The organism is Selenomonas bovis DSM 23594, from assembly GCF_000381005.1.
In the GTDB taxonomy this organism is placed as follows: domain Bacteria; phylum Bacillota; class Negativicutes; order Selenomonadales; family Selenomonadaceae; genus Selenomonas_C; species Selenomonas_C bovis.
The window spans coordinates 38,326-62,528 of sequence record NZ_KB908389.1 but is presented as its reverse complement, the minus strand read 5'-3'; the positions used below and the strand labels follow the sequence as shown (position 1 = coordinate 62,528).

Annotated in this window: 25 protein-coding genes; 4 read left to right on the top strand and 21 right to left on the bottom strand. The window is 61.5% G+C overall.

Annotation, left to right across the window (positions count from 1 at the left end; genetic code table 11):
- The first annotated feature begins 402 nt into the window (after positions 1–402).
- Positions 403–1,290 carry a pyridoxal 5'-phosphate synthase lyase subunit PdxS gene (gene pdxS, locus F599_RS0106850; RefSeq protein ID WP_019542783.1) on the top strand — a complete coding sequence of 296 codons (888 nt, stop codon included), beginning with the start codon at positions 403–405 and terminating at the stop codon, positions 1,288–1,290.
- Entirely contained in the window at positions 1,287–1,883 is a 597-nt protein-coding gene (gene pdxT / locus F599_RS0106845) for a pyridoxal 5'-phosphate synthase glutaminase subunit PdxT (RefSeq protein WP_019542782.1), read from the top strand. The genes pdxS and pdxT overlap by 4 nt, the downstream gene beginning before the upstream one ends.
- Before the next feature lie 171 nt (positions 1,884–2,054).
- Here the strand turns inward: pdxT and F599_RS13770 are convergent, their stop codons facing one another.
- A complete protein-coding gene (locus tag F599_RS13770) occupies positions 2,055–2,525 on the bottom strand; it encodes a bacteriohemerythrin (protein WP_019542781.1) in 471 nt (156 codons plus the stop codon).
- 139 nt (positions 2,526–2,664) lie between these two features.
- Positions 2,665–3,474, bottom strand: a complete 810-nt coding sequence (locus F599_RS0106835; RefSeq protein WP_026327873.1) for an amino acid ABC transporter substrate-binding protein — start codon at positions 3,472–3,474, stop codon at positions 2,665–2,667.
- A 356-nt stretch (positions 3,475–3,830) separates the two neighbouring features.
- Here F599_RS0106835 and F599_RS0106830 point away from each other — a divergent pair, with 356 nt between their 5' ends.
- Positions 3,831–4,895 (top strand): HD-GYP domain-containing protein, encoded by a 1,065-nt coding sequence (locus F599_RS0106830; protein WP_019542779.1) that lies wholly within the window; start codon positions 3,831–3,833, stop codon positions 4,893–4,895.
- A gap of 131 nt (positions 4,896–5,026) precedes the next feature.
- Here F599_RS0106830 and F599_RS0106825 read toward each other — a convergent pair whose 3' ends face one another.
- From F599_RS0106825 to rpsB, 13 genes are all read right to left on the bottom strand, one after another.
- Positions 5,027–6,163 (bottom strand): acyltransferase family protein, encoded by a 1,137-nt coding sequence (locus F599_RS0106825; RefSeq protein WP_019542778.1) that lies wholly within the window; start codon positions 6,161–6,163, stop codon positions 5,027–5,029.
- An 82-nt stretch (positions 6,164–6,245) separates the two neighbouring features.
- The gene (locus F599_RS0106820) at positions 6,246–7,961 is read right to left on the bottom strand and encodes a proline--tRNA ligase (RefSeq protein ID WP_020700528.1); all 1,716 of its coding nucleotides are present in this window, start codon (positions 7,959–7,961) and stop codon (positions 6,246–6,248) included.
- Entirely contained in the window at positions 7,958–9,037 is a 1,080-nt protein-coding gene (gene ispG, locus F599_RS0106815) for a flavodoxin-dependent (E)-4-hydroxy-3-methylbut-2-enyl-diphosphate synthase (RefSeq protein WP_019542776.1), read from the bottom strand. The genes F599_RS0106820 and ispG overlap by 4 nt, the downstream gene beginning before the upstream one ends.
- 3 nt (positions 9,038–9,040) lie before the next feature.
- Positions 9,041–10,084, bottom strand: coding sequence for an RIP metalloprotease RseP (gene rseP, locus F599_RS0106810; protein WP_019542775.1), 1,044 nt, complete (start codon positions 10,082–10,084; stop codon positions 9,041–9,043).
- A gap of 4 nt (positions 10,085–10,088) precedes the next feature.
- Entirely contained in the window at positions 10,089–11,252 is a 1,164-nt protein-coding gene (locus F599_RS0106805) for a 1-deoxy-D-xylulose-5-phosphate reductoisomerase (protein WP_019542774.1), read from the bottom strand.
- Between the two features lie 13 nt (positions 11,253–11,265).
- Positions 11,266–12,093: a phosphatidate cytidylyltransferase gene (locus F599_RS0106800; protein WP_019542773.1), complete on the bottom strand. Its 828-nt coding sequence runs from the start codon at positions 12,091–12,093 to the stop codon at positions 11,266–11,268.
- Positions 12,094–12,199: 106 nt separating this feature from the next.
- Positions 12,200–12,994, bottom strand: coding sequence for an isoprenyl transferase (locus F599_RS0106795; protein ID WP_019542772.1), 795 nt, complete (start codon positions 12,992–12,994; stop codon positions 12,200–12,202).
- A gap of 229 nt (positions 12,995–13,223) precedes the next feature.
- Entirely contained in the window at positions 13,224–13,394 is a 171-nt protein-coding gene (locus F599_RS0106790) for a DUF362 domain-containing protein (RefSeq protein ID WP_019542770.1), read from the bottom strand.
- A 16-nt stretch (positions 13,395–13,410) separates the two neighbouring features.
- Positions 13,411–13,632, bottom strand: coding sequence for a hypothetical protein (locus F599_RS0106785; RefSeq protein ID WP_019542769.1), 222 nt, complete (start codon positions 13,630–13,632; stop codon positions 13,411–13,413).
- A complete protein-coding gene (gene frr / locus F599_RS0106780; protein WP_019542768.1) occupies positions 13,632–14,189 on the bottom strand; it encodes a ribosome recycling factor in 558 nt (185 codons plus the stop codon). Before frr ends, F599_RS0106785 begins: the two co-directional genes overlap by 1 nt.
- Complete coding sequence (pyrH, locus tag F599_RS0106775; protein WP_033369186.1) at positions 14,190–14,930, bottom strand: UMP kinase; 741 nt, start codon at positions 14,928–14,930, stop codon at positions 14,190–14,192.
- A 243-nt stretch (positions 14,931–15,173) separates the two neighbouring features.
- Positions 15,174–16,040 (bottom strand): translation elongation factor Ts, encoded by an 867-nt coding sequence (gene tsf, locus F599_RS0106770; RefSeq protein WP_026327872.1) that lies wholly within the window; start codon positions 16,038–16,040, stop codon positions 15,174–15,176.
- Positions 16,041–16,124: 84 nt separating this feature from the next.
- On the bottom strand, positions 16,125–16,859 hold the full coding sequence (gene rpsB / locus F599_RS0106765; RefSeq protein ID WP_019542765.1) for a 30S ribosomal protein S2: 735 nt from the start codon (positions 16,857–16,859) through the stop codon (positions 16,125–16,127).
- Positions 16,860–17,152: 293 nt separating this feature from the next.
- On the opposite strand from rpsB, the gene F599_RS0106760 reads away from it, so the two are divergent.
- Positions 17,153–18,358: a dicarboxylate/amino acid:cation symporter gene (locus tag F599_RS0106760; protein WP_019542764.1), complete on the top strand. Its 1,206-nt coding sequence runs from the start codon at positions 17,153–17,155 to the stop codon at positions 18,356–18,358.
- Positions 18,359–18,491: 133 nt separating this feature from the next.
- Here the strand turns inward: F599_RS0106760 and F599_RS0106755 are convergent, their stop codons facing one another.
- The 6 genes from F599_RS0106755 to F599_RS0106730 all read right to left on the bottom strand — a co-directional run bounded on the left by F599_RS0106755 (position 18,492) and on the right by F599_RS0106730 (position 24,160).
- Complete coding sequence (locus tag F599_RS0106755) at positions 18,492–19,079, bottom strand: type III secretion system chaperone family protein (protein ID WP_019542763.1); 588 nt, start codon at positions 19,077–19,079, stop codon at positions 18,492–18,494.
- 15 nt (positions 19,080–19,094) lie between these two features.
- Positions 19,095–20,513, bottom strand: a complete 1,419-nt coding sequence (gene uxaC / locus F599_RS0106750) for a glucuronate isomerase (RefSeq protein WP_019542762.1) — start codon at positions 20,511–20,513, stop codon at positions 19,095–19,097.
- A gap of 185 nt (positions 20,514–20,698) precedes the next feature.
- Complete coding sequence (gene fliT, locus F599_RS0106745; RefSeq protein WP_019542761.1) at positions 20,699–21,055, bottom strand: flagellar protein FliT; 357 nt, start codon at positions 21,053–21,055, stop codon at positions 20,699–20,701.
- Positions 21,056–21,080: 25 nt separating this feature from the next.
- Complete coding sequence (gene fliS, locus F599_RS0106740; RefSeq protein ID WP_019542760.1) at positions 21,081–21,494, bottom strand: flagellar export chaperone FliS; 414 nt, start codon at positions 21,492–21,494, stop codon at positions 21,081–21,083.
- A 68-nt stretch (positions 21,495–21,562) separates the two neighbouring features.
- Positions 21,563–23,647: a flagellar filament capping protein FliD gene (gene fliD, locus F599_RS0106735; protein ID WP_019542759.1), complete on the bottom strand. Its 2,085-nt coding sequence runs from the start codon at positions 23,645–23,647 to the stop codon at positions 21,563–21,565.
- Between the two features lie 21 nt (positions 23,648–23,668).
- On the bottom strand, positions 23,669–24,160 hold the full coding sequence (locus F599_RS0106730; protein WP_019542758.1) for a flagellar protein FlaG: 492 nt from the start codon (positions 24,158–24,160) through the stop codon (positions 23,669–23,671).
- Positions 24,161–24,203: the final 43 nt, after the last annotated feature.

The following is a 24,203-nucleotide window of genomic DNA, read 5'->3' as shown; positions in this document are numbered from 1 at the left end:
CTGATTATATCATATTCCAGATTCCCTTGTCGAAATATGCCAGATCTCGCTGCCCCGCCTCTATCTGGTATTTTATTTTATTTGTAAATTGGTTATTTCAATATCGCCAGTACCCTGTTACGATAAGGGAAACGCTGATGAAATGAGGTGCCCTGAATTTGCGTAGATGCGCTGTATCTCTCTAGGAGGCAAACCGGAGGCGTAGCAGCCCAAACGCTCCATCGCGTTTTGTGCTGAGGATTGTCGAGGGCGAGAGGACAGTGCAGATGCGCAAAGGCAGGGTGCCGAATGAATCAGTGTTTCCTAAGAGCACATCAAGAAAAACACATGGAGGACGCGAAAAACCTCGCCTCCCCAGGGAAAGGCACCTGCCTTTCCTTTCATACGAAGGAGTTGTCTCAGATGGCAGAAAACAAGCAGCAGGATCAGTATGAACTCAACAAGCAGCTCGCCCAGATGCTCAAGGGCGGCGTCATCATGGACGTCACGACGCCGGAGCAGGCGAAGATCGCCGAGGCCGCCGGCGCCTGCGCCGTCATGGCGCTCGAGCGCATCCCCGCCGACATCCGCGCGGCCGGCGGCGTCTCGCGCATGAGCGATCCCGCGATGATCGAGGGCATCCAGCAGGCCGTCTCCATCCCTGTCATGGCGAAATGCCGCATCGGCCATTTCGTCGAGGCGCAGATCCTGCAGGCCATCGAGATCGACTACATCGACGAGAGCGAGGTCCTCACGCCCGCCGATGACATCTACCACATCGACAAGACGAAGTTCCGCGTACCGTTCGTCTGCGGCGCGCGCGACCTCGGCGAAGCCCTGCGCCGCATCGCCGAAGGCGCGTCCATGATCCGCACGAAGGGCGAGCCGGGCACGGGCGACGTCGTGCAGGCCGTACACCACATGCGGAAGATCAACCAGGAAATCGCGCGCGTCGCCTCCCTGCGCGAGGACGAGCTCTTCGAGGCCGCCAAGGAATTCCAAGTCCCCTACGCGCTCGTGAAAGCCGTCCATGACAGTGGCCGCCTGCCTGTTGTGAACTTCGCCGCCGGCGGCGTCGCGACGCCCGCGGACGCCGCGCTCATGATGCAGCTCGGCGCGGAAGGCGTCTTCGTCGGCTCCGGCATCTTCAAATCCGGCGACCCCGCGAAGCGCGCGGCGGCCATCGTCAAGGCCGTCACGAACTACACGGACGCCGATCTCATCGCGAAGCTCTCAGAAAACCTCGGCGAGGCCATGGTGGGCATCAACGCGGACGAGATCGCCACCCTCATGGCGGAGCGCGGCAAATGAGCGCGCAGGCGGCCAGGAAGCCGCAGATCGGCGTGCTCGCGCTGCAGGGCGCTTTCATCGAGCACGAGAAGATGCTCCAGTCGCTCGGAGCAACGTGCCATGAGCTGCGCGAGAAGAGCGATCTCGCCGCGCCGCTCGACGGCCTCGTCCTCCCCGGCGGCGAAAGCACCACGCAGAAAAAGCTCCTGAGCGACCTCGGCATGTACGAGCCGCTGCGGGAAAAGATTGCAGACGGTCTCCCCGTCCTCGCGACCTGTGCGGGCCTCATCCTGCTCGCCAGGAGCGCGACGCGCGACAAATGCCCCTATCCCAGCTTTGGCACGCTGCCCGTGCGCGTGCGCCGCAACGCCTACGGCCGCCAACTCGGCAGCTTCTCCACCAAGGGCGAGATCAAGGGCCTCGGCGACTTCCCCATGCGTTTCATCCGGGCGCCCTTCATCGAGGAAGCCGCGCCGGAGGTCGACGTCCTCGCACGCGTCGACGGCAACATCGTCGCCGTGCGCTACGGCCAGCAGATCGGTCTCGCCTTCCATCCGGAACTCGGCACCGACACGCGCCTCCACGCGGCCTTCCTCTCGATGATCGCCTCCTGAACATCAAAACATACCTCACACCAATACAGCGCCTCTCAGCAGCGCGCTGCAAAGGGCCGGACGCAAATGCCTCTTTCGCATTTGCATCCGGCCCTTCTGTCATGCGCTTTTTTGCGGGAGCGCCCTTTTGTCGCGCCCGCTGTCAGGCGCGACCGCCCCGCGGACATGCCGTCAGCTCTCGATCTTTTTGAGCAGCTCCGCCGCCTTCGCGTCGGCCTTTGCCCGCGTCTCGGCGTCCATCGCGCGCACCGCGGCGCCGATGCGCGCGTCCGCGCCGCGGATATGGCCCGTGAGCCACTTCGCGAGGAAATCGAGCACATCGAGGATATAGGCCTCCTGATGATCATCGAGCTTCTTCCTATCGATGCCGTCGAGCTTCTCGATAAAGGTCAGATGCTGATGCTTCTCGCTCCAGATATACTGGAACGAAATGCTCTGCATGAACTCTTCTTCATGCGCGAAATGCGTCTTCGTATAATCACGCAGTTCTTCGATGAGATCCACGATGCGGTCATACTTATCCGTGACCAGCTCATCGTGCAGCAAATCATACGTCTCATTCGCGAGCTCGAACAATCTCGCATGTTCCTTATCGATGAATTCTATCCCCGTCAGGAAGTCCTTCGTGAATTCATACTTCATAACCCCACAACCTTTCTTCCCTACTCAAGCTCACCTTGATAATAATTCAAAATAACGGATTTGTCCAGCGTCCCAGTCACAGAAATCAACAGAAAAAGCAGGCAGCTCCTCGCTGCCTGCCGCTTGCTCCCATGCCTCTTTACTTCTTCGTGATATCCTTGCCGAACCACTTCTCGGAGATCTTGGCCATCGTGCCGTCGGCCTTCATCTCGTCGAGCACCTTCTGCACCTCGTCGCGCAGCTGCTGGTTGTCCTTCGCGAACGCGATGCCGAACGTGCTCACAGGGCCGATCGCGACATCGACGGCCTCGATGCTGTCCGGATGCTTGCTCATGTAGTAGCGGCCGACGATCTCATCGCCGATGACGGCGTCGATGCGGCCGTTCTCGAGATCCATGAACGCCGAGACGAAGTCCGCGTACTTCTTGACCTCCTTGACATCCTTCTTATAGAAATCCGTCTTGTCGAGGTACTCCTCCGCCGTGCTCGCGCTCTGCGTGCCGATGGCCTTGCCTGCGAGACTCTGCTCATCCTTGATGTCCGTGCGGCCCTTCTTCACGAAGATGATCTGACGGTTGTCCATATAAGGCTCGGAAAAGAGCATATTCTCCTTGCGCTTCTCCGTGATATCGAGGCCGTTCCAGAGCACGTTCACGCGGCCGCTCTTGAGCTCGGCCTCCTTGCTCGACCAGTCGATGGCCTTGAACTCCACCTCGCGGCCCAGGCGTTTCGACGCCTCCTTCGCGAGATCGACATCGAAGCCGACGATCTCGTTGTTTTCGTCCTTGAAGCCCATCGGCGGGAAATTGTCATCGAGACCGACGATGATCTTCCCCTTGTCGCCGGAGCCAGCGCCATCCTTCGCCGCCTGCTGCCCGCCGCAGCCCGTGACCAGCGCCGCCGTCATCACAGCCGCCAGACCGAACGCGGCGATTTTCTTCCAATTCATCATAGGACATCCTCCCATTCACCAGAATACGATTTCATACATTCTATTATACTTTTGCACAGTAAAATATGAAATGGGAAAAGAAGTTGGATTTTACAAATTTACACCCTTTTGCTTGCAAATCCGGCGGTATGCTTGCTTTTTCATACATCCGAGGCAAAATGGCCGCGGTGCCATCTATGACGAAGGCGCGCTGCTGCTCGGCGCGGTTGTCTGGGGCACAGCTCCTCGGCAGCCGTACACAAACAATCCAGGGTTTGTGGTTCATTCGTCTCATTTTTGAAAATCAGCAGGGAATGCGTCAAAAAAGGCGAATTAATATAGAAGAAAGCGAATCTTCAAGGAGGGATTTCATCGTGCGTGCTGTTTCCGTAGAAGACCTCAAGCCCGGCATGATCCTTGCCCGCACACTGGTCAACGATGACATGATCGTCATTCTTTCTGAAAACACCCTGCTGACCAAAGCGCATATCACGCGTCTGACGTTTCTAAATATCCCCGTCGTCTATGTCAAGGATGAATACGAGCTCAGCAAGAACTACCAGACCGTCGCCGCCATCTTCAACCGCGGCAACGCGTTCCTCAAGGACTACACGAGCGTCGTGAGCGCGGCGCGGCGCATCATCGACGAGGTGCGCGAGACGGGAAATGTCCCTGTCTCCGAGACAAACGCCGTCGTGACGAAGCAGATCACACCGCTCGCGAAGAGCAGCGGCGCCATCGACTATCTCTACGAGCTCAACCATCTCGCAGCCGACGTCTACAACCACTCGCTGCGCGTCTCCATCCTCGCGGGTGTCATCGCGAAGTGGCTGCACTTCGATGTGGAAAAGGCGAAAGATATCATGCTCGCCGGTTTCCTGCATGACATCGGCAAGACGAAGTTCGATCAGCGACTGCTCGACAAGAACATCGAGAACCTCAAAGGCGAGGACTACGAGCGCTACATCCAGCATACCGTCGACGGCCACCATATCCTCGCGAGCGTCGGCGGCCTCTCTGACGGCGTCAAACTCGCCGCCATGCAGCACCATGAGCGCATGGACGGATCTGGATTCCCTTTCAACTGCAAGGGCACGGACATCCACGAGTACGCGCGTATCATCGCCGTCGCCGACATCTATGACAACATCACGACGGAGCGCGAGGGCTACGTCAAGCGCACGCCGTTCGCCGCCATCGAGTATTTCATGCAACAGATGTACACGACGCTCGATCCCGCCGTCTGCGTCCCCGTGCTCACGCGCATCAAGGACGCATTCCTCGGCTCGCGCGTCGTGCTCTCCGACGGCTCGAAGGGCAAGATTGCCGCGTTCCCCAATGACTTCGCCGCCCTGCCGGTCATCGAGATCACGAAGGACCGGCTCATCAATCTCAACGATCATCCCGACATCAAGATCACGGAGTACAATCCGAAATAATTCCCATATCCGTGGACAATCACAGAAAAGTTCCGCGTAAAAATCGCCGCAGGCTCACAATACTCAGCCTGCGGCGATTTTTTCGCACAATCATTCCCTCGGAGCGTCAGATTTCTTCCTATCCCTCAGCCTCATCCTTTATCTGCACGCTTCCTCAGGGCAAACGCCGACAGATGGGAAAGTCCGTAGCGCGCGAGGAAATCGCAGAGGAGCAACGTGACGAGGCAGACGAGCGCGTATTTGAAGTAGACGCCTAGGTCTATGCTCCTCGCCGCCCAGACGACGGGGAACAGCACCGCCATGTGCAGGTAATAGACGCCGTAAGAGGTCTCCGAAAGACGGGCGCGCAGCGGCGTCGTCCGCCCTAGATATCTTTGGAAGAAGCCGAGGAGACCGAGCGTCGCCGTCCATGTGAACGCGGCCTGACAAAAGGCGTTGGTCCAGGCGATGACCTGCGCGGAAGCCCCGAGCGCTGGCAACGTGAAACGCTGCCAGAGGTAGAGCGCGCTGAAGAGGAAACATCCAACAAGCCAGAGAGGATTTGCCGGCGTGTAGCCAGCGGCGGCGAACCAGCGCTGCCGGAAGGCATGCGCGCCGAGGAAGAAGAAAATGAGATACGTCGGGATGCGCACGGGTTGCAATACGAGCACGTAGAAAAATGGCTGCCAGAGGTCCGGCGACAGATAGGAGCCCAGCACGCCGATGCTCAGAAACGTGAGGAGGAACAGCGCGAGGAACAGGCGTCCCTGCCGCCGCACAGGCGCTGCGCTGCGCACGCGCAGTGCGGGGAAGAGGCGCACGGCGAGCGTCAGCAGCACGTAGAGCGCAAGCAAGGCGCCGAGGTACCAGTACTGCGCCTGCTCGTAAAGCGGGCCCCAGAAAAGCGTCGTGTAAAACGTCCAGAAATCCATCGGCGCGGAACGGCTCGCGAGAATGAGATAGGTCACGGGCGGCGCGATGAAAAGCACGCCGAAGAGCCACGGCAGCACGATGCGCCAGAGCTTGCGCCGCCAGAACTCCTTCTCTTCGTGGCGCACGAGCGACTGCAAACCGAAGTACCCCGAGATGAAAAACATGACCGGCATGATGAAGATGTCCGCCCAGCAGATGAACACCGTCGCTGAAAAGACCGGCTCCCGGCTGTCGACGACGTACCACCACTGCGGCGCGAACGCCATGTAGCACATCGCGGCATGAAAGACGACCATGAGCCAGATGATGAACCATTTGAGATGATCCAGGAAGTAGAGACGTTGCTGCGCATACATACTGTTTTCCTTCTTTACTCTATCAAAAATCAAAAAAAGACAAACGATAAAAATATCGTTTGTCTTTATTTTATCAGGTTTCTTAGAGTTTTTCAAGCAGCTCCCGCACCTTCGCCAGGTAGTCCTCGCGCGTGAAGTGGTAGACCTCGCCGGTCTTCCTGACCTTGACCTCGATGTCGCCCGCCTCGACGGCCTTCGGGCCGATGGTGATGCGGACAGGGTAGCCGATGAGGTCGCAGTCCTTGAACTTGACGCCCGCGCGCTCCTTGCGGTCGTCGAGCAACGTGTCGATGTGCGCGGCCTGGCATTCCTCGTAGACGGCCTCGGCGTAGGCGAGCTGGTCGTCCTTCTTCGCGTTGACCGCGACGACGACGACCTCGTAGGGCGCGATGGCGCGCGGCCAGACGATGCCCTGCGCGTCGTTGTTCTGCTCGATGGCAGCGGCCATCGTGCGGCCGACGCCGATGCCGTAGCAGCCCATGTAGAGCGGCTGCTCCTTGCCCTGCTCGTCGAGGAACGTCGCGCCCATCGCCGCGCTGTACTTCGTGCCGAGCGTGAAGACCTGTCCGGCCTCGATGCCGCGCGTCATCTTGAGCGGCGTGCCGCAGTGCGGGCAGGGATCGCCCTCACGCACCATGCGCAGATCCGTGACGGTGATGGCTGCGGCGTCAAAGTCGCGCGCGGGGTTGACGTTTTTATAGTGGACGTCCTGCTCGTTCGCGCCCGTGACGGCATTATGGAGGCTCATGACGCTCGCGTCGACGAGGATGCGCGTGCCGTTCTTGATGCCGATGGGGCCCATGAAGCCCGGGCAGCCGCCCGCCGCGCGGATCGCGGCCTCGTCGGCCATGCGCAGCTCGAGCGCGCCCGCGATCTGATTGATGACCTTGACCTCGTTGACCTCGTGGTCGCCGCGCAGGAAGACGAGCACGAGCTCGTCCGCATCCGTCTGGTAGGCCACGGCCTTGATGGTCTTCTCCGCGGGGATCTGGAGGAAGTCGCAGAGGCTCTCGATGGTATTCGTGCCGGGCGTCGCGACCTTCTCGAGCGGCAGCGCGTCCTCAGCGGGCGCGGAGATCGGCGCGAGCTCCGCCTTTTCGTCGCTCGCGGCATAGTCGCAGTGCGGGCAGTAGGCGATGTTCGACTCGCCGGCGTCGGCGAGCACCGTGAACTCGTGGGAGTGACCGCCGCCGATGGCGCCGTTGTCCGCCTCGACGGGGCGGAACGCGAGGCCCATGCGGTTGTAGATGCGCGTATAGGCGTCGTACATCTTCTGATACGAGGCGTTCATGCCCTCGACGTCCTTATCGAAGGAGTAGAGATCCTTCATGATGAACTCGCGGCTGCGCATGAGGCCGAAGCGCGGGCGGCGCTCGTCGCGGAACTTGTCCTGGATCTGATAGAGCAGGAGCGGCAGCTGCTTGTAGCTCCTGACCTCGTCGCGCACGAGGTCGGTGATCATCTCCTCATGCGTCGGGCCGAGGCAGAAGTTCCTGCCGTGGCGGTCCTTCATGCGCATCATCTCATCGCCGTAGGCGGCCCAGCGGCCGCTCTCCTCCCAGAGCTCAGCGGGCTGCAGGATAGGCATCATGACCTCCTGGCCGCCCGCGGCGTCCATCTCCTCGCGGATGATCTGCTCTATCTTGCGGATGACGCGCCAGCCGAGCGGCAGGAACGTGTACATGCCGCCCGCGACCTTGCGGATGAGGCCTGCGCGGTACATGAGCTGATGGCTGACGATCTCCGCCTCCGCCGGCGTATTCCGAAGGGTTGGTGCATATAGACTGGATGCTCTCATTGATTCTTTCGCTCCTCTATGATTCTGTCGATTTCCTTGAACAGTTCTGGCACGAGCTCGCACTCGGGGACCTTGCGGAGGATCTCCCCCTTGCGGAACACGAGGCCCTCGCCCTTGCCGCCCGCGATGCCGACGTCGGCACCGCGCGCCTCGCCGGGGCCGTTGACGACGCAGCCCATGACGGCGACCTCGATGGGCTCTGCGACTCCTGCGAGCTTCTTTTCGACCTCGGCCGCGATCGCGGGCAGGTCGATGCTCGTGCGGCCGCAGGTCGGGCAGGCGACGAGGGTCGGCCCGTAGGAACGCAGGCCGAGGGACTTTAAGATCTCACGGCCGACGCGCACCTCCGGCACGGGGTCGCCCGTGAGCGAGATGCGCAGCGTATCGCCGATGCCCTCGGCGAGCAGCGCGCCGATGCCGACGGCGGACTTGATGACGCCCGTGCGCACCGTGCCCGCCTCAGTGATGCCGAGGTGCAGCGGATAGTCAACCGTCTCGCTCATGAGGCGGTAGGCCGCGAGCGTCAGCGGCACGTCATGCGCCTTGAGCGAGATCTTCATGTCGTAGAAGCCCTCCTGCTCAAGCAGGCGCACATGCTCGAGCGCGGACGCGACGAGCGCCTCCGCCGTCACGCCGCCGTATTTTTTGAGCAGGCGCTTATCGAGCGAACCGGCGTTGACACCGATGCGGATGGGGATATGCGCCTTTTTCGCCGCTGCCGCGACGGCCGCGACCTTCTCCGGCCCGCCGATGTTGCCGGGGTTCAGCCGCAGCGCGTGGATGCCCTGCGCGATGGCCTCGAGCGCGAGCTTGTAGTCGAAATGGATGTCCGCGACGAGCGGCACAGGCGAGGCCGCGAGGATGCTGCCGAGATTCCTCGCCGCCGCCATATCCGGCACGGCGAGGCGCACGATATCGCAGCCCGCCTGCGCGAGCGCGCGGATCTGCGCGAGCGTCGCCTCGGTATCCGCCGTCTTCGTATTCGTCATGGACTGGACAGAGATGGGCGCGCCGCCGCCGATGGCGACGGGGCCGATGTGGATCTGCCGCGTCTTCTTCCTCTGGTACTCCATCATACGTCAGCCTCCTAAAAACACGCGCACGACATCATTCTTCGTCGCGAACACCATGAGCAGCAAGAGCAGCGCGATACCGACGCGCTGCGCGTAGTACGTGAAACGCGGCCCCATCGGCCGGCCGATGACCGCCTCGACGCAGAGCCCGACGAAATGGCCGCCGTCGAGCGCCGGGATGGGCAGCAGGTTGATGATGGCCAGGTTGAGGCTCAGAAACGCCGTGAAGTTGAGCAGCGGCACGAACCCCATCTGCGCGACCTGGCCTGCCATCTGCGCGACGCCGATGGGCCCCGCGAGCTCCGCGCCGGAGAGCTTCAAGATGATCTTGTAGAGCTCGTAGACCATCATGGAGATGACGGATCCCGTCTTCTGCACGGCGAGCTGCGCGGACCGCACGGCGCCCGGATGCTCCATCGTCGCAGAGCTCATGACGCCGATCATCGCGCGCTCTGACGTCTTGTCATAGGCAGGCGATACCGAAAGCTCCTGTTCCTCGCCGCCGCGAGAGATCACGAGCGCATGGCTCGTGCCCTCCCCGCCCTGCTGGACGGCCGACGCGAACTCCTGCCAGCTCCCGACGGGCGTGCCGTCGACGGAGAGCACGCGGTCGCCTGCGAGGAGCCCCGCCTGCGCCGCGGGCCTGTCAGGGAGCACCATGCCGAGCACAGGCTCCGTGCTCGGCGTCGCGACGCCCGAGAAGAAGAATACCCCCCAGTAGAGGAACACGGGCAGGAGAAAATTCATCGCACTGCCCGCGAGGATTACGAGCATGCGCGCCCAGACGGACTTGCGCGCGTAGCCGCGCTCCCCCGCGTCGTCCTCCGCCTCCGGGTCCATGCCCGCGATGTTGTTGAAGCCGCCGAGCGGCACAGCGCGCAGGGAGTAGACCGTCTCCCCGCGCTTTACCGCGATGAGCTGCGGGCCGAAGCCGATGGCGAACTCGTCGACGCGCATGCCCGTGAGCTTCGCCGTGACGAAATGGCCGAGCTCATGCACGAGCACGAGCAGGCCGAAGACGAATACCGCCGCCGCGATGGTGAGTACCATAGCTTCACCGTCCTTTCTTCAGCAGGGACGCGGCATAGCGCCGCGCCGCCTCATCCTCGGCAAAGAGATCGTCGAGCGCTGTTACCTGACGCGCCGGACGCGCGCTCATCGTCTGCTCGATGATGTCGTAGATATCGAGGAAATGGATCTCGCCGCGCAGGAACGCGGCGACCGCGACCTCGTTCGCCGCGTTGAACGTGCAGGGCAGCGTGCCGCCCGCGCGCCCCGCCTCGTAGGCGAACGCGAGCCCGCGGAACGTCTCCGTGTCCGGCCGCTCGAACGTGAGCGCCTGCATCTTCCAGAAATCGAGCCGCTCGAACGTGGACGGCTGCCTGGAAGGGTACGTTAACGCGTACTGGATGGGGAGCTTCATATCAGGCGCGCCGAGCTGCGCGATGACGGCACCGTCGCAAAACGCCACCATCGAGTGCACGATGCTCTGCGGATGCACGACCACCTGGATCTGGTCGTAGTCCACGCCATAGAGCCATTTCGCCTCGATGACCTCGAGCCCCTTGTTGACGAGCGAGGCCGAGTCGACGGTGATCTTCTTCCCCATGTTCCAGGTCGGATGCGCGAGCACCTCTGCGACCGTCGCGTTTTCTAGCTCCGCGCGCTTCTTGCCGCGGAACGGGCCGCCCGAGCAGGTGAGCAGGAGCTTCTCGATGCTCTCGCGCCGCTCGCCCTGCAGGCACTGGAAAAACGCGCAGTGTTCACTGTCCACAGGCAGGATGCGCACGCCGCACTCCTGCGCGCGCCGCATGATGAGCTCGCCCGCAACGACGAGCGTCTCCTTATTCGCGAGCGCGATATCCTTGCCCGTCTCGATGGCGCGCAGCGTCGGCGCGAGCCCGGAAAAGCCCATCATCGACGTCACGACCATGTCGACGCCAGGATAGCCCGCCGCGTCGATGAATGCCTGGCGCCCGCCCGCGAGCTGCGTGCGCGCCGCCTTGCCCGCGAGCCGCTCCTTGAGCCGCCCGTAGGCCACCTCATCGGCGAGCACCGCGAGCTCCGGCTCAAACTCCTCGACCTGCGACGCGAAGCGTTCATCACTCGTATTCGCCGCGAGCACCGCGATGTGGAAGAGATCAGGATGACGGCGCACGACCTCGAGGGTCTGCGTGCCGATCGAACCCGTCGATCCCAAGACTGCCAGCTGCTTCAATCCCATCACCTCCTCAATCATTCACGAGCACGAGCACGGCGAAATAGTACACCGCAGGTGCCGTAAAGAGCACGCTGTCGAAGCGGTCCCAGACGCCGCCGTGCCCCGGGATGATATTCCCCGAGTCCTTGATGCCCGTATAGCGCTTCGCCACAGACTCGACGAGATCGCCGAGCGTCGCGAGCACCGAAAGCGCGAGGCCGAGCCCCGCCATCTCGAGCACGGGCAGGCCGAAAAAGACGCCGAGCCCCGCGACGGACGCCGTCGTACCGACGAGCGAGCCGAGGAAGCCCTCGACCGTCTTGTTCGGGCTGATGGTCGGGCAGAGCTTGTGCGAGCCGATGGCAGAGCCCACGAAATACGCGAACGTATCGCTCGCCCAGGTGCCGATGAACATGACCCAGATCATCGCACAGCCGAAATCAAACGCGCCGAGCGGCGTCATGAGCGTCTGGCCCTCGCCCGCGAAACGCAGCAGCACCATGTGCGCGAACGGATAGCCGAAATAGAGCACGCCCGCGACCGAGACCGCCGCGTCCTCGAACGAGAACCGGCCGTGCAGCAACACGCTCTCGAGCAGGATCAGGAGCACGATGACCGTCGTGACCGCCATCGTCTCCTCGGCATTGCCGAGCCACGCGCAGCCCCAGAGCAGCACGAGGCCTAGCGCGCCGAGCACGAACGCGCCGCGGATGCCCTTGTGCGCAAACGCGCGCACATACTCAAGCCAGGCGACGAGGGAAAGCACGAGCGCGAACGCGCTGAAGAGCGCGCCGCCCGTCTGGATGATGAATGCCGCCAGCGCGATACCGACGACACCAGTGATGATTCTTGTCAGCAAAAAACCGCTCCTTTTCTCATTGCGATACCGGCGAAACCGGATCTTTTTCCTAGAAGCATGTATCAGCGCTCCGGCTTCACGCATCCGCGCGATCCACGCAGAACGCTCATTTCCCGTCGGAAGGGTTCAGCCCGCCGAAGCGCCGCTTGCGCTGCGCGAAATCGACGAGCGCGCCGACGAACTCCTCAGGCGTGAAATCCGGCCAGTTCGTCTCCGTGAACCAAAACTCCGCATACGCCGCCTGCCAGAGCAGGAAATTGCTCAGCCGCAGATCGCCGCTCGTGCGGATTACGAGATCGACGGGCGGCTGGCCCGCCGTATCGAGCGCGCCCGCAAACATCGCCTCGTCGATGTCCTCCGGCGCGATCTCGCCCGCCTGCGCGCGCGCCGCAAGCGTGCGCACCGCGCGCAGGATCTCGTCCTGTCCGCCATAGTTCGCCGCGATGTTGAACTGCAAGCCGTCGTTTCCCGCAAGGCGCGCCTCCGCCGCGTGCATCTTGCCGAGCAGCGCCTCCGACATGCCGTCCTCGCGGCCGAGGAACCGCAGGCGCACATGATTTTCCTCCATCTCCTGGATCTCCTTCTCGAGATACTCGGAGAAAAGACTCATGAGGAAATCCACCTCCGGTCGCGGCCGCTTCCAGTTCTCCGTGGAGAACGCGTAGACCGTCAGCACCTCGATGCCAAGATCGACGCAGACATGCAAGATATCGCGCAGCGTCCCGACGCCCGCACGGTGCCCCGCTGTGCGGATGAGGCCCTTGCCCTCCGCCCAGCGTCCGTTGCCGTCCATAATGATGGCGATATGGCGCGGCCGCTTCTCCTTCGGCACGCGGTCGTAGAGAGACACCAGGTCCTTTTCCCGCTTCGAGGCGCCGAGGCCCAAAATCTTTTTCCACATAATCTATCCCTCTGGCCGGCGCGCGGCACCGCCCTCGCTGAAGGGCAGCAATTCCGCAAGACCGCGCGCCGCAGTGCATCTGTCCATACATAAGATGAGGGAACCACCGACTATGCCCGCCTCTGCGCGAGCGCAGGCGGCGGGCACGGCCAGTGCTTCCCCAGTGCGTATGGAGAAAGCCCCATACACACAAACCCCTCCTGACGCTCCGGTCAGGAGGGGCCGTCCATCACGGAGCCGAGATTGCGGATACCGGGCAGCCGGCAGCGCAGGCGCCGCACTCGACGCACTTCTCTGCGTCGATCTCATAATGCTCTGCACCCTCGCTGATCGCCTCCACCGGGCAGGTTGCCGCGCAGGAGCCGCAGGAAATGCAGTCATCACCAATCTTGTAAGCCATGTCAGGACACCTCCTTTCAAGAACTGATCTCAGACGATGTCTGGAGGCTGGCCGCGAGGACCAGCACGAGCGTGCCGTCCGGGAGCTTTCGCTCGCGGACAACGTAGAGACAGCGCTCATCTGTCTTGAAAAAATCACGCACAGGGCGTGTTCTCTCCAACTGGTAAGGCGTGCCGGCAGCGCGCAGTTCCGGCTCTACCGAGGAGAAGGGACGGCCAACATAGGATAGCGCCGCCATCAGACCTCGAGGACCTCTTTCTCCTTCGCCTCGCGCGCCGTGTCGACCTGCTTGATATACTTGTCGACGAGCTTCTGCATGCTTTCCTGGCCGCGCTTCGACTCATCCTCGGTGATCTCCTTGCCCTTCTCGAGCTTCTTCATCTCCTCGTTGCCGTCGCGGCGGATGTTCCTCAGGGCGACTTTCGCCTCCTCCGCCTTCTTGTTCACGGCTTTCACGAGCTCCTGGCGGCGCTCCTGCGTGAGCTGCGGGATCGTCAGGCGGATGGCCGTGCCGTCCGAGTTCGGATTGAGCCCGAGATCCGACTTCATGATCGCGACCTCGATGTCGTGGAGGATGGACTTCTCCCACGGCTGGATCATGATCATGCGCGGCTCCGGCACCGTGACCTTCGCGACCTGGTTCACAGGCGTCGGCGCGCCATAGTAGTCGACGAGCACCTTGTCGAGCAGCGACGGCGTCGCACGGCCCGCGCGTAGGCTGGCGAACTCATGCTTCGCCGCCTCGATTGTCTTCTTCATTCGTTCCTCATGCGAGGAAAGGATGTCCTTCACCATTTACGCTTTTCCTCCTACTGTCGTTCCGATATTCTCGCCGAGCGCGGCGCGAACGATGTTCTTGTGGTCGTCGATGTTGAACACGACGAGAGGAATCTTGTTGTCCATGCAGAGCGAGGTCGCCGTCGAATCCATGACTGCGAGGCCCTTGTTGAGGATCTCGATGTAAGCGAGCGCCTCGAACTTCTTCGCGTCCTTGTACTTGTTCGGATCGCGGTCGTAGATGCCGTCCGTGCCCTTTTTCGCCATGAGGATAACATCGGCCTCGATCTCCGCCGCGCGCAGCGCCGCCGTCGTATCCGTGGAGAAATACGGATTGCCCGTGCCCGCGCCGAAGATAACGACGCGGCCTTTCTCCATGTGGCGGATGGCCTTGCGGCGGATGTAGAGCTCAGCGACCTGGCGCATCTCGATGGCCGTCTGCACGCGCGTGTCGACCTCGATCTTTTCAAGCGCGTCCTGGAGTGCCAGCGCGTTCATGACCGTCGCCATCATGCCCATGTAGTCCGCTGTCGCGCGGTCCATGCCCTTTGCGGAGCCCGCGAGGCCGCGCCAGATATTGCCGCCGCCCACGACGATGGCGACATCGATGCCGTGCTCGCGCACCTGCTTCACCTGGGCCGCGATATCCTCGACGACCGTCGGATTGATGCCGAACCCCTGATCGCCTGCGAGCGACTCACCACTGAGCTTCAGGACAACGCGTTTATATTTCGCTGTTTCCAAAACAAAAACCTCCATCCAGTCCAAGCAACGACTGAAACCTATCTAGTGATTCCATTCGACGGAAAGCGGGAAACTCCTGCCGCCTCCGTCAATTTCTCCGCACCGCGCTGCCGCCGCATGCGGCCCTCAGTGCGTCATTCCCCAAAAAGAGGCTGCCGCACCTCCTGCTCCCGCCGGGAGCGCCGTCTTCTGTGCAACAGCCTCTCTTTTCACCATGTGCCTGACCACAGCCGGCAAGGCGATTCCTCCGAAGAGGAATTACTGCATCTGCGCCTTGACCTCTGCCGCGAAGTCCTCCTGCTTCTTCTCGATGCCCTCACCGAGCTGGAAGCGCGTGAACTCCACGACCTTCTCGCCGCCGAGGATATCCGAGATCGTCTTGTCCGGATCCTTGACGAAGATCTGCTGATCGAGGCAGACTTCCTTGTAGTACTTCTTGATGCGACCCTCAACGATGCGGTCGATGATTTTCGCTGGCTTGCCCTCTTCCTCGGCCTGCTTGCGCGCGACTTCCTTCTCGTGCTCGACAACCTCTGCCGGCACGCCCGTCTCGTCGATGGCGATCGGGTTCGCCGCCGCGATCTGCATCGCGACATCCTTGCCGAGCTCATCGCTGCCGCCCGTGAGGTTCACGAGCACGCCGATCTTGCCGCCCATGTGGATGTAGCTCGCGAGCTTGCCAGCACTCTCATAGCGCACGAAGCGGCGCAGGGAGATCTTCTCGCCGATCGTCGCCGTCGCGTCCGTGATGAGCGCGGAGACCTGCTTGCCGTCGATCTCGCTCGCGTTGAGCGCGTCGAGATCCTGCGGCGCCGTCTCGGCGATGTGCTTCGCAATCTTCGCCTCGAGCGCCTTGAACTTCTCGTTGCCCGCGGCGAAATCCGTCTCGCAGTTGATCTCGACGAGCACGCCGACCTTCGCATCCTCCGTGATGTACGCTGCGACTGCACCTTCTGCTGCGATGCGGCTGGCCTTCTTCTCCGCCTTGGAGATGCCCTTCTCGCGCAGCCAGTCGATGGCTGCCTTCGCATCGCCGTTCGTTGCCGTCAGTGCCTTCTTGCAGTCCATCATGCCTGCGCCCGTCTTCTCGCGCAGCTCTTTTACCATTGCAGCCGTAATTGCCATTGTATTTCCTCCTTGTCGTACCTTTCCTCAAAAAAACGAGGCAAGGGATAACATCCCTTACCCCGTCATAGGTTCTATGCCTGATTACTCAGCGTCCTTTGCCGCTTCAGCAGCCGGCGCTTCCTCGCTGCCGTCAGCGCCCTGACGACCTTCGAGAACCGCATCCGCCATCTTGCCCGTGAGGAGCTTGACAGCGCGGATGGCATCATCGTTGCCCGGGATGACGTAGTCGATCTCATCCGGATCGCAGTTCGTATCGACAATGGCGACGATGGGGATATGGAGCTTGCGCGCCTCAGCGACGGCGATGCGCTCCTTGCGCGGATCAACGACGAAGAGCGCGCCCGGCAGCTTCTTCATTTCTTTGATGCCGCCGAGATACTTCTCGAGCTTCTCCATCTCGTGACGGAGCACCTGGACCTCTTTCTTCGTGAGGACATCGAACGTGCCGTCCTCTTCCATCGCCTCGAGCTCCTTGAGACGCTTCACGCGCTTCTCGATCGTCTGGAAGTTCGTCATCATGCCGCCGAGCCAGCGCTCGTTGACATAGAACTGACCGGCGCGCTCCGCCTCGGTCTTGATGGACTCCTGCGCCTGCTTCTTCGTGCCGACGAAGAGGACGCTCTTGCCCTCCTCAGCGACGCTGCGCAGGAACGCGTAAGCCTCGTCCACCTTCTTGACCGTCTTCTGCAGGTCGATGATATAGATGCCGTTGCGCTCCGTGAAGATGTACTTCGCCATCTTCGGGTTCCAGCGGCGCGTCTGATGTCCGAAATGGACGCCTGCTTCGAGTAACTGTTTCATGGAAATCACTGCCATGATTGGTGCACCTCCTGTTGTTTTCTTCTGCGCGCTTCATCGGCTGCGCCACCGCTTCGCGGCACAGGGCAGCCATCCGCCCGCATGCTTTTTCTAACACCGTTGGTCATTATATCATAGGAACCTCCGGAAAACAATCACCGCGGAAAATATTTTTCAGGCTTCCGACGCCGCGCCAGCGCTCCCTCCTCCCACTGCTGACAATTGACGAAATATTCCATAGACAGTCTTTCATTTCCAACGTATAATAAAGATAGCCACAACAATACAAAACATGCAAAGGAGTGGTCTCTATGAATTTATCCGTCAAGATCTTCCTCGCCCTCGTGCTGTCCGTCGTCGTCGGACTCATCGCGGGGCCGGACGCGCTGCCCTTCATCAAATGGTGGATTGCGCCCATCGGCACGATGTTCATCAACCTCATCAAGATGATGATCGTGCCCGTCGTCTTCACCTCGCTCATCGTCGGCATGACGAGCATCGGCGACACGAAGAAGCTCGGCCGCATCGGCATCAAGACCATCGTCATCTACCTCTGTACGACAGCCATCGCCATCCTCATCGGCTTCGCCGTCGCGGGGCTCTTCCATCCGGGCATCGGCATGAGCATGACGAGCGACGCTGCCGTCGAAGTCAAGAAGGCGCCGTCCGTCATGCAGGTGCTCGTCGCGATGATCCCGGCGAACCCCATCGCCTCCATGGCCAAGGCTGACATCCTGCCCATCATCATCTTCGCGCTCTTCGTCGGCGTCGGCATCCTGCAGGTCGGCGGCGAGCGCGCGAAAACGCTCATCAACTTCTTCGACGCCTGCGCCGAGGTCTGCTACAAGATCATCGCGATGGTCATGGCCGTCTCGCCCATCGGCGTCTTCTGCCTGCTGCTGCCCGTCGTCGCGGCGAACGGCCCCTCCGTGCTGCTGCCGCTCCTCTCCGTCATCGGCTGCATGGCCATCGGCTCCGTCATCCACGCCGTCGGCGTCTACTCGACGCTCGCGCGCGTCTGGGGCGGTCATACGCCGCTCGCGTTCTTCAAGGGCATGAGCGAGGCGATGATGATCGCGTTCACGACCTGCAGCTCGGCAGGCACGCTGCCCGTCAACATGAAGAACACGCAGGAGAAGCTCGGCGTCTCGCGCGAAGTCACCTCGTTCGTCCTGCCGCTCGGCGCGACGATCAACATGGACGGCACCGCCGTCTACATGGGCATCTGCTCCCTCTTCGTCGCGAACGTCTTCGGCGTCGACCTCTCCTTCGGCCAGATGGCGATGATCGTCCTCACAGGCACGCTCGCCTCCATCGGCACGGCGGGCGTGCCGGGCGCGGGCCTCATCATGCTCGCGATGGTGCTCCAGTCCGTCGGCCTGCCGCTCGAGGGCCTCGCGCTCGTCGCCGGCATCGACCGCATCCTCGACATGTTCCGCACCTGCCTCAACATCACGGGCGACGCCGCCGTCGCCTGCGTCATCAACGAGACGGAGAAAAAATACCAGCACGCCTGACACGGCGCGCAGATATGCGGAGCGCTGCATGACGCCAGTGTTCCGTGAAACAAAATGGCTGCCCCCACACGATGCCACATCGGGTGGGGACAGCCATTTTGTTTTGCGGCCGCGCAGCCGCATCAAGCGCCGCTCATGCCTTTTTCCAGACCTCCGCCATGAGGTCGTCGTAGCTCGCCTCGAGGTGCTGTACGAGGATGCTGAGCATGAGCTGGATCATCTTGCTGTCGAATGTCTCGTCGACGTATGGCAGGCAGATGTCGAGGTAGATGGCGCCGTCGTCGCGCAGGTAGTATTTGAAGATTTTGTACTGCGCGTTGAGCTCGTTGAGGTAGTGCTCGAGGCGCGGGCGCTTTTCGTCTGTGATGCCCGTGACAATCTGCGTGCGGATGAGCGTGAAGATGCTCGTGTCGATGAGGATGGCCATCGGCAGGATCTGTCCCTTGACCTCGATGCGCGAGCGGAACATGACAGTCTGGTAGTCGTCCTCGAGCGACTCCGTGCTAAACACGTTGATGTTGTTGTCCACGAGGAACTCCTGGAAGTCGAGCGCCTTCGTGTTGCTCTCGACGCCCTTCTTTGCACTGCGGGCGGCACGGCGCGATGGCTCGGACTTTTTCTCCTGTTTTTCGTCTTTCTTCCCAGCCGCTTCTGCCTTCGTCTCTGCGGCCTGGGCTTCCTTCACCGCAGCGGCGGTCAGTTCTTCCTTCGTCTTTGGCATGTCAAAACTCCTTATTCATTGATTCTTATCGGCTCCGATAAATCTCGCGGCGTTGCCGTAGCAGATGTCCTCGACGAGCCGCGCGAGCTGCTTCTCGTCGTCCGGGTACTCGCCGCGCTCGACGAGACCGCCGATGAAGTTGCAGAGGATGCGGCGGTAGTACTCATGGCGCGGGAATGAGAACAGCGAGCGCGAGTCCGTGACCGTACCGACGGTCGTGCCGAGCAGGCCAAGGCCCGCGAGGCTCGTGAGCTGCGCCTCGATGCCGGATCGCGTGTTGTTGAACCACCAGGCCGCCCCCTGCTGCACCTTGCCGCGGATGCCCTCGCCGGGGAACGCGCCGAGGATGGAGCCGATGACGGCGTTGTCCGCGGGGTTCGCCGGGTAGAGGATGGTGCGCGGCAGGCACTCGAGGCGGTCGAGCGCATCGAGCAGGCGCGTGATGCCCTCAGCGGAGTCGCGCGAGGAGATGCAGTCGAAGCCCGCCGCCGTACCGAACTGCGCGAAGCGCTTCGTATTGACGTTGCGCAGCGCACCGTAATGGAGCTCGAGCACCCAGCCGCGGCGGCTGCACTCCTTGCCGAGCAGCAGGAGGACAGCCGAGCGGTATTTCTCCTGTTCGAGCGGCGTTGGCGTGCCCTTGCCATTGAGATATTTGCCGACGATATCGTCGAGCTCGTACTCCTCCGCCTCGTAGTAGCGCACGCAGGCGACGCCAGCGTCGACGAGGCGGCAGCCCTGTGCGGCGAACGCGTCAAGGCGGCGCACGATGGCCGTCCGCACATCCTCCATCGTCGTGATGTCCGTATCGGCGGCTGCACCGAGGCTGTAGAGCATGTAGTTCTGCCAGTCGTCCGCCGCGATGTCGAGGATGGCGTCCACGCGGAACGTCGGCAGCACCGCCGTCTCGCAGCCATCTGCGCGGATAGCCGCATGCCACTTGAGGTCGTCCGCGGGGTCGTCGACGGTCGCGAGCAGGCGCACGTGCGACTTTTTGAGCACGCCGCGCGCCGTCATATCAGGCTCGGCGAGCGCGATGCCCGCCTGCTGCCAGACTTCCTCCGCCGTCTCGCCAGAGAGCGGCACATGCGAGTGGAAATAGCGCAGGAGCTCGAGATGCACCCAGGCGTACATCGGATTACCGACGGCGCGCGGCATCATCTCGGCGAATTTCTGGAAGCGGTCGCGGCCTGCCGCCCTGCCGCCCGTGATGTATTTCTCTTCCACACCGTCCGTGCGCATGAGGCGCCATTTGTAGTGATCCGCCGTGAGCCAGGCCTCCGCGAGGTTCCGGTAGCGCGCGTCCTCAGCGATCTCACGCGGGTTTACATGCGAGTGGAAGTCGAGGATCGGCATCTTCGCCGCATGCTCGTGGTAGAGCCGCTGCGCCGTCTCGCTCTCGAGCAGGAAATCCTCGTCCATGAAGCGTTTCATTGGGAAAGCCCCCCTTTGCTTTGTTTCCTGTTTCTCTTCTTACTTTATTCTCCGCACGGCGGGAAAATCCTGCTTGCGCGCCAAACATGCGCGATACCTGCAGGCAGAGCATCGCAGCCTCTCTCCGCGGAGTAAAGGAAAAGCAGGCACCCGGAAAAGATGCCTGCCGATGGACCGTCCGCACATCAGTACCGCTTGTTGAAGAGGTTGCCGATGGGGTTGATGGCCGCTGTGAGGTCGTATGCATGCACGGTGGCGTTCTGGCGCCGGCTCTTGTTGAGCCAGCTTTTCGCCTTATAGATGAGCTGCATATCGAGCGGCTTGATTTTCTCGATGAGCGCCTGGCATTCCGCGGTCTTACGATACGCCTCCGTCTGCGGGTTCTTCTTCATGCGCTCGACGAGCGCCGTGCGCTGCTGCGTGAGCGAGAGGAACTCGTCGATGTCTTCTTGCGAGATGAATTTCAGCAGTTCCTCGGAGAGCGTATGGTAGAGCTGCCAGTCACGGCGCGCCGCCGCCAGCTGTGCTGCCTGTTCGTTCATGTAGATGCTCCTTCCGCCTGCCGTCTCAGCCGACGTAGCTGCCGTTCTGCACGCCCTGCGTGCCCTTTTCCTTACGCGCCTTCTTCATCGCCTGCGCCCAAGCGTCCCGCAGCTCCTTGATGATGCCTTTCGCCTCTTCGAGCATCGCGACATCGCTCTTGATGTTGCCCTCGACGAGGCGGTCATAGGTGTAGTTGTAGAGCGGCATGAGCTGATGTGAGATCTCGTAGTCCATGTCGAGCGTGATGCGGAACTCCGAGATGATGCTCTGCGCCTTCTGCAGGGAGTTGTTCGCCGCCTCCCATTGTTTCTCCTTGACGCCCTGGATGCCCTCGTCGATGAATTTCAGGCAGCCGTTGTAGAGCATGAGCGTCAGTGCCTCCGGCGTCGCTGTCATGATCTGCTGGCGCTTGTAGGCCTCAGCCGCATTGTTTACCATTCGTGATTCCTCCTGTGTTCGCCATGTCCGAAAGAGCCGCGGCACCACCGCCACGCGCTATGCTATGCTCAGTTGCCACCCGTGATGTAGCCGAGCTGCGTGCTGAGCTGCTGGATGGCCGTCTCCATCGCGTCGTATTTGTCATAGAGCGCATTCTCGAATGCGTCCATCTGCGTCTTGAAGTCCGACATCTTCGTCTTGAGGTTCTCGATGAGCGTGCCGAGCGTGCTGCCATCGGCAGTCTCCATGGAGCTGCCAGCGTAGCTCTTCATCGTCTTGAGATTCGTGTGGAGCGCGTCGGAGATGCGGTTGAGGACGCCCTCCTTGTTGTAGTCGGTCGTAGTCTTCTGATTGCCGTCCGCGTCCGTCGTCGTGACGTCGCCGCTGCTCGCGAAGAGCTGGCGCACGCAGTCAGGATCGGAGGCGAGCGCCTTCTTGAGCTTGTCGGTATCGAGCCTGATATGGCCCTGATCCGTCGAGGAGGTGATGCCGATGGACATCATCGTGTTGTAGTTGCTGGTGACGGAGTCGACGGGCGTGTAGAGCGCCTGACGCATAGAGCTGATGACCTTGCCGAGCGTCTGGTCGTGGTAGAGCAGGCCGGATTTCGCCTTTTCGTTCCACTTCGTGATCTGGTCGGCCGTCATCGCGCTTTCCTGCGATTTCGTGAGGACGCCGTAGTCGCTGTACTGCTTCTCGTAATACTTCGTGTTGAGCGCGTCAATCATCTTGTTGTAGTCGTCGACGAACGACTGGACGTTCTTGACGAGCGTGTCAGTGTCCTGCGATACGGAGACGGTCGCCGCGCCCATGGCGTTCAGCGTGTAGGTGACGCCGCCGACCGTGACCTTGCCGGTGTCTGACGTGTATTTCTTGCCGTCGATGGTCGCGGTCGCGCTCGTGCCTGCAGTCGAAGCACCGTGAGTATCTGCCGTGAGCTCTTTGCCCGAGACGAAGTTCAGCCCGTTGAGCAGGGAGCGCCCGTTCGTGGATGCGGCGTCCGTCGCACTGCTCGAGACGCCGAAGGTCACTTTTGCGGTATTGTCATTCGAGGCCACGGTGAGCTGCCCGTCCGACGCGAGCGACGCTGTGACGCCGGCGCCGCTGCCATTGATGGCATCGATGAGATCGCTGACCTTCTTCGTCGTGACATCGTCGATGGTGACGGTCTTCCCATTGACGGTGAACGTTGCGGACTTGCTGCCGTCCTGCGCCTTGAAGAGCGTCGAGAGCAACGCGTCGCGCGTCGTCTTCGTCGCGCTCGTATAGGACGCCTGCGTGCCGCCGACCTCGCTCGTGCCCGTCGTCACGGCATTGAGGTTGATCTCGCTTGACGAGAGCGTGCTCGTGCGGTTGCCGTTTGCATCCGTCGTGTTCGTCACGCTGTGGAGGTTGAGGTTGCCGAGCAGCGTCTTGCCGTTGGCCGAGGCATCCGAGCCGTCATTGGCGACGGAGAGGATGATCTTGTTGGCCTCGCCGCCCGTCTTCTGATAGAGGGAAAAGGCATCGTTCGTGTTGTCGAACGAGGCTTTGATGTTGACGCCCGAGGCGTTGATCTTCGAGACGAGGTCGTTGAGCGTCTGCCCGCTCGAGAAGATGTCGTTATAGGTGAACGAGATGGTTTTCGACGTGGCGTTCGCGCCCGTGCCGTCCGCGATGTCGAAGCTCACGAGCGTCTGCGTGCCGAGCGTGCTGTCCGCCTTGAACTTGCTCTGGAGATCTGTCTGCTGGGCCTCAGTAAAAAGCATATCCTTGAGATAGATGCTCGTCTTCGCGCTGTCGCTCGCATTCGCGCGCGTGAGTTTTTCCTCGCCCGTCAAGAGATAGGCGTTCGAGGCGAGCGCCGAGACGTTGACCGTATGCGACATCGAGGCGGCATCGGCGTTCGCCGTCGCCGTCGCGACCGTCGAGGCGGAGCTCGAGGCGAGCATCGGGCTCGTCTTCGAGCTCATCTTGTAGCTCGAGAGCGTCGTCGTGTTGAACGTGTTGAGATCGCCGTAGAGATCGCTGTACGCTTCCTTGAGCCACTCGTTCTTGACTTCCTGCTTGTACATCTTATCGTACTGGCTCTGCTTCGTCATCATGCCGACCTTGACCATCGAGTCGACGTCGATGCCGGAGCCGGAGAGTCCGTAGATTCCTCTCGTTGACATAGTGCTTCCTCCTTTTCGCGGTCAGACCGTCTTATCAAGGAAGGCGCCGAGCCAATCCTTGGCCTTGATCATATGCTTGATGAGCGACTCGGGCGGGACCTCCTTGAGGACGTCGCCCGTCTTCTTGTCGAGCATCTTCACCGACATCATATCGACTTCCTTGTGATACTGGAATTCCAGGTTGCAGTTGATGCGGCTCATGAGCTTGTTGAGTTCCTCCGTGATGTAGCTCACGGATTTCTCGTCGAGCTTTTTGTCGAGATCACCGTCCTGCTTGTCCTTGTCCGTCTTGCCGTCCTGCGCGCCGTCTGCGGTGTTGGCGGCATTCTTGACCTGGCTGAGGATGTCGAGCGAGGCCGCGGGCGTCTCCGCCATATCCTGCTGCGTCTGCTGATCCTGGCTCGCCGTCGACGAGGCGGCCTCAGGCGCTGCCGTTTCATTGATGCCCGGCGTTGACTCCGTCGCGCCGATGACGACGGCGGCCGAGACAAGGTCCTGTACTTTTCCAATCATTTGATATCCCTCCGTAGATATGATGATGTCAGTCCATGAACTA